This is a genomic window from Stenotrophomonas sp., from assembly GCF_036662295.1.
In the GTDB taxonomy this organism is placed as follows: domain Bacteria; phylum Pseudomonadota; class Gammaproteobacteria; order Xanthomonadales; family Xanthomonadaceae; genus Stenotrophomonas.
The window spans coordinates 1-6,554 of sequence record NZ_JAVWXA010000159.1; the positions used below are offsets into that span (position 1 = coordinate 1).

Below are 6,554 nucleotides of genomic sequence, written 5' to 3' on the forward strand. Positions count from 1 at the left end.
GGTAGGGCGTGCGAGGTTGCCGGCCAGCGGCCGGCACTACCAATTTGTGCGAGGTTGCCGGCCAGCGGCCGGCACTACCGGTGGGCGTTGCGTTAGGGTGCGAGGGTTCGCCCCACCACCGGCACCACCGGGCGCTCATGCAGACGTGGGTAGACTTGGCGGCATGACTGCCCTTTCGCCCCCCGACCCCCGCCGCGCGCAACTGCGCCGCCTCAAACTGATCGCGCTGGCCATGCTGCTGGCGATGCTGGCCGGGTTCGTGGTCAGCCACCTGCAGGGCGAGCGCGGCATCTGGGCCTGGGTCTCGGCGTTCTGCGAGGCCGCTGCGGTGGGCGCGCTGGCCGACTGGTTCGCGGTGGTGGCGCTGTTCCGCCGGCCACTGGGCCTGCCGATCCCGCACACGGCGATCATCCCGCACAGCAAGGAGCGCATCGCCGACAGCCTGGCCGTGTTCGTGCGCGACCAGTTCCTGGAACCCCAGGCGCTGCTGGCGCGCTTGCAGGTGTTTGACCCGGCCAGCCGGCTGGGCAGTTGGCTGGCCGATCCGGCGCGCTCGCGCCTGCTGGCCGACATGGCGCGCGGCTGGGCGCTGCAGGCGCTGGATTTCCTCGACGAAGCCGCCGTCCGGCGCAGCATCCAGGGCTTTGTGATCCAGCAGTTGCGGCAGTGGAATGCCGCAGCCACCGCCGGCGAACTGCTGGGCCTGCTCACTGCCGACAACCGCCACCAGCGCGTGCTCGACGAGGGCCTGACCCGGGTCAGCGAGTGGCTGGACACCGCACCGGTCAAACAGCGCGCCTCGGAACTGATCGTGCGCTACATCCAGCGCGAATGGCCCAAGCTGGCCAGCACGGTGAACTGGGTCAAGCCGATCGACGAGATCGGCGACAGCCTGGCCGAGCGCATGGCCCATGCGGTGCTGGCCGAGCTGCAGCAGATCCTGGCCCAGCCCGAGCACCCGCTGCGCCGTGACTACGAAACCTGGCTGGCCGAGTACATCCAGCGCCTGCGCAGCGACCCCGCGCTGGCCGAGCGCATCGACCAGATCAAGCAGCAGGTGATCGACCACCCGGCCGTGCAGGACTACGTGCAGGGCCTGTGGGAGCGTATCCACGCCAGCCTGCGCGCCGATCTCTCCCGCGAGGACTCGGCCCTGGCCGGCCACCTGCGCCGCAGCCTGGCCTCGGTGGGCCAGGCACTGCAGGACGATCCGTCGCTGCGGGAGGCGCTCAACCAGCACCTCATGGACGGCGCCGAGCGGCTCACCAGCCGCCTGCGCGAAGGCGTCACCGCGCACATCGCGCAGACCGTCAAGGGCTGGGACGAGCGCCACCTGGTGGAACAGCTGGAACTCAGCGTCGGCCGCGACCTGCAGTTCATCCGCTTCAACGGCACCTTGGTGGGCGGCCTGATCGGCCTGCTGCTGCACGCGCTGACGGTGTGGATGCACTGGTAGGGGCGCGCCGCCGGTTGACGGATTGACCGGGTGTTTTTGTGAATTGGTTCGCGTATTCTGCCGCGCATTCCGGGCCGGAGTGGCCCACAGGGGGAATCATGCGACGGATCATTCTTGCGCTGGCGCTGTGCGCGTTGGCGGGCAGCGCCCATGCCGGGCGCGTTTACAAATGCCTGGCGGGCGGCCAGACCAGCTACCAGACGGTGCCCTGCGCGCCCGAGCACGACACCGGGGTAACCCGGCCCATCACCAAGGACCCCAACCTGACCTGGGAAGAGCGCAGCCGCGCCCAGCGTGAGCTGTACGACGCGCGCCGGCGCATGCAGGCCGATGCCGGCCGCGGCCAGCCGGCGATCCGCGGCACGGTCATCGACGGCTCGGTGGACCCGGAAAAGTGCGAGGACCTGCGCATGCGTCGCGAGATCAGCGAAGCCTTCGGCCGCCCGCCGCCGGCGCGCATCGAGGACGACATCAAGCAGGCGTGCGCCAAGCGCTGACCGCGCGCACGGCCGCGACCAGCGCATCCATCTGCGCCGGCGTGCTGAAAATGCCCGGGGTGACGCGCAGGCAGGCCCCGGAGGCCAGGCCATCGCGCGGCACCACGAACACGCCGGACTGCCGGACCATGCGCTCGGCGATGGCGGTGTTGCCGGCCATGCTGGTCTCCCCATGCAGCCGGAACGCGGCGATCGCGCTGGACAGGCGCGGGTCGGCCGATGCCAGCAACTGGATGCGCGGGTCATCGCGCAGTGCCTCCAGCCAGCGGTTGCGCAGGTAAAGCAACCGCGCCCGCTTGTTGGCCACGCCGATCCGCTGGTGCAGGTCCAGCGCCAGTGGCAGCGCCATGCACGCGGCGAAGTTGACCGTGCCGGTATGCAGGCGGGTGTCGATGCCGTCCTCGTCGGCCTGGCCCATGTAGGGGTCCAGGTCGCGCACCCGGCCGGCGCGCACGTAGATCGCGCCCAGCCCGACCGGGGCACCGATCCACTTGTGCAGGTTGATCCCGGCAAAATCCACGCCCATCGCGCGCAGTGGCGTGTCCACCTGGCCGATGCCGTGGGCGGCATCGAGCACCACGTCCACGCCGGCGGCGCGGGCCAGCGCGGCAATCTCGGCCACCGGCAGCAGCATCCCGTTGCGGTGGTTGACCTGGGTGAGCAGCAGCAGGCGCGTGCGCGGCTGGCGCGCCAGCGCCTGGCGGTAGGCCTCGATCACCCCGTCGTGGTCGAATGGCTCGGGCAGCACCACGCGCTGCACCTCCACCCCGCGGCGCGCGTGCAGCCACTGCATGGCCGCGATCATGCTGTCGTAGTCGGTGTCGGCATACAGCACGCCATCGCCCGGGGCCAACCGGCGGTAGCCACCGATCAGGACCTGCATCGCCTCGGTGGCCCCGCGGGTGAGTGCGATCTCCGCCGCATCCACGCCGAGGACCTGGGCCAGCCGTTGCCGGGCCTGCTCCAGCAACCCGGGAAAGGCCAGCCGCCCGAACCAGGCATTGCCGGCATTCACCGTGGCGGTGGCCTGCTGGTAGGCCTGCAGCACCGGGCGCGCCATCGCGCCCCAGTAGCCGTTGTCGAGCATCACCACCTCGTCGGTGAGGTCGTACAGCGCGCGCACCTGCCCCCACCAGCCTTCGTCGCTGGCGCGTTGCGCCGGCGTGCGGGCGTCATCGGCAGGCAGGGGCGGCAGCTCGGTCATGGCGGCAGGATCTCGACAAGGGCGAGGGCCAGTATCCCAGCCAGCGCGTGTGCGTCGTGCACGGCATGGCATGCAGCGATTGGCCTTGCCCAACAAAATGATAATGACTATCATTCACGGATTGGCTGTACGCCAGCTTGATCCGCCGAAACGTGGGTGTCACCCGTCCCCGGCCCGCCCGTGTACATCCCCGATGCCCGATCCCGTGCCTGCGCGTCGCAGATGGCGGCAACGCCCTGCGCAGGAACAATCCGCCCGGCGTGCAGGCCTGCCTGCATGCCCACGGCAGCAACGTCGGTTTCTACAACGGCGTGTACCGGGGCGAGCCGCGCAACGTGATGCTCAACCTGCGCTGGACGCTGTAACCGTTCTCCAAGGGAACGTTGCCACGTGCAACGAAACGGCCACGGATGGCCACTTTTCCCTGCATCACCGGCTGCGGCCGGTGATGCCCGTTGTTCAACATGACATTGCAGGTTCCCGTGGACAGCACGCCTGACGCCAGCTGGTTCAGCCGCATCGGAAGTTTCTTCGCCCGCCCCTGGCTGGGGGTGCTCTCGCGCTCGCTGGCGGCCATCGTCGGCGGCTACGCGCTGGCGGCCACCTGCTCGATGTTCCTGGCCGCCGCGCTGCCCATGGCGCGCAGCCAGGCGGTGCTGACCGGCATGCTGGTGGCCATCGTGCTGTGCGCCTGCGCCGCGTTGTGGGCGTTCGCCACGCGCACCGCGCTGCGCGCGTGGATCGGTATCGCCTTGCCCACGCTGGTGTTCTGGGCCGGCACCCACCTGCTGAGGAGCGGCGCATGAAGAACGGGTTCCGCCAGTCGATGGCGTGGCTGCACACCTGGACCGGCCTGCTGGTGGGCTGGCTGCTGTTGCTGATCTTCATGGCCGGCACCGCCAGCTACTACCGCGAGGAAATCAGCCGCTGGATGCGCCCGGAGCTGCCACGCAGCGCGGTCGGCAGCGAGGTGGCCGCCACCCGCGCCATCACCTTCCTGCAGCACAAGGCGCCGCAGGCCGAAAGCTGGAACGTGACCCTGCCCGACCCGCGCAACCCGGCCATGCGCATGTTCTGGCGCAATCCCGAATCGATGGTGAAGCCGCCGGTGGAGGGCCAGAAGCGCCGTCGTGGCGGTGGCCGCTTCGGCGATGCCACGGTGGACCCGGGCACCGGCGAGGAAGTGGCCGCGCGCGAGACCCGCGGTGGCGACTTCTTCTACCGCCTGCACTTCGACCTGCATTACATCCCGGTGCTGTGGGCGCGTTACCTGGTCGGCTTCTGCGCGATGTTCATGCTGGTGGCGATCATCACCGGGGTGATCACCCACAAGAAGATCTTCAAGGACTTCTTCACCTTCCGGAAGGACAAGGGCCTGCGCTCGTGGCTGGACTTCCACAACGTCAGCGCGGTGATGGCCCTGCCCTACCACGCGATGATCACCTACACCGGCATCGTGACGTTGATGTTCATGTACCTGCCGTGGGGCGTGAACGTGGCCTACCCCAAGGACGAGGACGCCTTCTTCAGCGAGGCCTTCGCGCGCCTGGCCGATATCGAGACCCCGGCCGAAGGCAAGGCCACCGCGCTGCCGATCCAGCAGCTGCTGGATGGCGCGCGCGCCGAATGGAAGGGCGCGCAGGTGAGTGGCTTCACCCTGTACCACCCGGGCGCGGCCAACGCGGTGATCGATGTGTACCAGCGCGATGGCAAGCGCCTGTCGGTGGATACGCCGTCGCTGCGCTATGACGCGGTGAGCGGCGCGCTGCTGGAGGCCAGCCCGCTGTCCGGTGGCGCCACCCAGACCCGCGGGGTGATGTACGGCCTGCACCTGGCGCGCTTCGCCGACTGGGGCCTGCGGGCGCTGTTCTTCGTGTCCGGGCTGATCGGCTGCCTGATGGTGGCCAGCGGCGTGGTGCTGTGGGCGGTGAAGGAACGGCCCAAGCACGCCAAGTCCGGCAGGATCGGCTTCGGGCTGCGGCTGGTGGATGCGCTCAACATCGGCGCGGTGGCCGGGCTGCCGATCGCCTTTGCCGCCTATTTCTGGGGCAACCGCCTGCTGCCGCTGCAGATGGCCGAACGCTCCGACGCCGAAGCCAACGTGTTCTTCTACGCATGGGGCGCGGCGTTGCTGGCCGCCTTCATCTGGCCAAAGCGCCTGATGTGGGCCTGGCAGTTGTACCTGGGCGCGGCGCTGTTCGCGCTGATCCCGGTGGTCAACGCGTTCACCACCCACGCCCACCTGGGCGTGACCCTGCGCAGCGGTGACTGGGTGCTGGCCGGCGTCGACCTGACCATGCTCGCCTTCGGCGCGATGTTGGCCTACTGCGGCCTGCGCATGCAGCGCTGGCAGCCGGCCCTGAGCGCGGCGGAAAAGAAGAAGCGCCAGGCCGCGGCCGCCGCGGCCGCCAAGGCCCAGGACACGGCCGGCGCGGAGGTGGGCGCATGATGGTGCTGGCGATCACCGTGAGTTTTTCGGCCTTCACCGCACTGTCGCTGGCGATGGACAAGCACCAGCTCGACCTGCACGGCAAGGCCGCCGCCGCGCCCGCGCGCATGCAGCTGTGGCGCTGGCTGGGCTGGGCGCTGCTGGCGCTGGCCTTCGGCCTGTGCGTGTGGGACCACGGCTGGGCCGCCGGCCCGGTGCTGTGGCTGGGCGCGATGACGGTCAGCGGCATGCTGATCGCCTTCGGCCTGTATCCCTTCCGGCCGCGCTGGATCGCGCCGTTGGCGTGGGCGTTGCCGGTGATCGGGTTGGCCGTGGCGTTGTTTGCCGGCTGATCGCGCGCCGGCCTGCGCTACCATCGCCGCATGGACGTCGCCGCCTGCCTGCAGACGATTGCAGAGACCGCTTATTTCTCGCGCATGGGCCAGCCGATCACGGCCGGGCCCGCGATCTGCGCCCGCCCCTCGCTGGCCGAGGCGATGCGGGCCATCGACAACGACGGCTTCGACTGGATGCCGTCCACGCCGGGGGATGTGGATCCGTTCCACGGTCCGCTGGCCCGGCCGGCCGCGCTGGCCGACCTGCGCCGGCAGCTCAACCAGGCCCTGATGCGCGCGGTGCCCACCGCAACCTGCGCCCACCTGCAGTTGCCGCCGCACGACTTCCACCTGGTGGCACGCGATGCGGCGATGTACGCCTATCGGCAGTGGGCGCTGGAATGCCACCTGGGGCTGCCGCCGCACTGGCAGGCGGTGATCGGCTGGTACGAACGCGGCCATTGGCCATTGGCACGCGCGCCGGGGCGGTTGCTGGTGGTGTGATGCGCGCGGGTGCTGGTGCGCCGTGCGGGGGTGCCAAGGTCAGGCTCGGGCGGACAGTGCGCGCGTGGGGATGGTGCAGCCACGCATGTGAACTGACCCCACAAAGTTGGACAGTGGGATCTAGGTACCG

7 protein-coding genes are annotated in these 6,554 nt (G+C 69.9%); 6 read left to right on the forward strand and 1 reads right to left on the reverse strand.

All coding sequences use genetic code 11. The features are described from left to right. Positions 1–163: 163 nt before the first annotated feature. Positions 164–1,456: a DUF445 family protein gene (locus RSA25_RS18610; protein WP_332810316.1), complete on the forward strand. Its 1,293-nt coding sequence runs from the start codon at positions 164–166 to the stop codon at positions 1,454–1,456. A gap of 98 nt (positions 1,457–1,554) precedes the next feature. Further along, positions 1,555–1,953 carry a DUF4124 domain-containing protein gene (locus tag RSA25_RS18615; protein ID WP_332810317.1) on the forward strand — a complete coding sequence of 133 codons (399 nt, stop codon included), beginning with the start codon at positions 1,555–1,557 and terminating at the stop codon, positions 1,951–1,953. On the opposite strand, the gene RSA25_RS18620 is transcribed toward RSA25_RS18615, so the two are convergent. Then, entirely contained in the window at positions 1,928–3,157 is a 1,230-nt protein-coding gene (locus RSA25_RS18620; protein ID WP_332810318.1) for an aminotransferase class V-fold PLP-dependent enzyme, read from the reverse strand. The two genes, RSA25_RS18615 and RSA25_RS18620, sit on opposite strands and share 26 nt — an antisense overlap. Positions 3,158–3,639: 482 nt before the next feature. Here RSA25_RS18620 and RSA25_RS18625 point away from each other — a divergent pair, with 482 nt between their 5' ends. The 4 genes from RSA25_RS18625 to RSA25_RS18640 are packed head-to-tail and all read left to right on the forward strand — an operon-like array spanning position 3,640 to position 6,424. Continuing rightward, entirely contained in the window at positions 3,640–3,963 is a 324-nt protein-coding gene (locus RSA25_RS18625; RefSeq protein WP_332810322.1) for a DUF3649 domain-containing protein, read from the forward strand. Further along, the gene (locus tag RSA25_RS18630) at positions 3,960–5,606 is read left to right on the forward strand and encodes a PepSY domain-containing protein (protein ID WP_332810319.1); all 1,647 of its coding nucleotides are present in this window, start codon (positions 3,960–3,962) and stop codon (positions 5,604–5,606) included. Before RSA25_RS18625 ends, RSA25_RS18630 begins: the two co-directional genes overlap by 4 nt. Next, complete coding sequence (locus RSA25_RS18635) at positions 5,603–5,938, forward strand: DUF3325 domain-containing protein (protein WP_332810320.1); 336 nt, start codon at positions 5,603–5,605, stop codon at positions 5,936–5,938. The genes RSA25_RS18630 and RSA25_RS18635 overlap by 4 nt, the downstream gene beginning before the upstream one ends. A gap of 30 nt (positions 5,939–5,968) precedes the next feature. Beyond that, a complete protein-coding gene (locus RSA25_RS18640; protein WP_332810321.1) occupies positions 5,969–6,424 on the forward strand; it encodes a hypothetical protein in 456 nt (151 codons plus the stop codon). Positions 6,425–6,554: the final 130 nt, after the last annotated feature.

Coding starts and splice junctions, on each gene's coding strand:
- RSA25_RS18640 (WP_332810321.1), top strand. CDS start 5,969: ATGGACGTCGCCGCCTGCCTGCAGACGATTGCAGAGACCGCTTATTTC.
- RSA25_RS18610 (WP_332810316.1), top strand. CDS start 164: ATGACTGCCCTTTCGCCCCCCGACCCCCGCCGCGCGCAACTGCGCCGC.
- RSA25_RS18635 (WP_332810320.1), top strand. CDS start 5,603: ATGATGGTGCTGGCGATCACCGTGAGTTTTTCGGCCTTCACCGCACTG.
- RSA25_RS18620 (WP_332810318.1), bottom strand. CDS start 3,157: ATGACCGAGCTGCCGCCCCTGCCTGCCGATGACGCCCGCACGCCGGCG.
- RSA25_RS18615 (WP_332810317.1), top strand. CDS start 1,555: ATGCGACGGATCATTCTTGCGCTGGCGCTGTGCGCGTTGGCGGGCAGC.
- RSA25_RS18630 (WP_332810319.1), top strand. CDS start 3,960: ATGAAGAACGGGTTCCGCCAGTCGATGGCGTGGCTGCACACCTGGACC.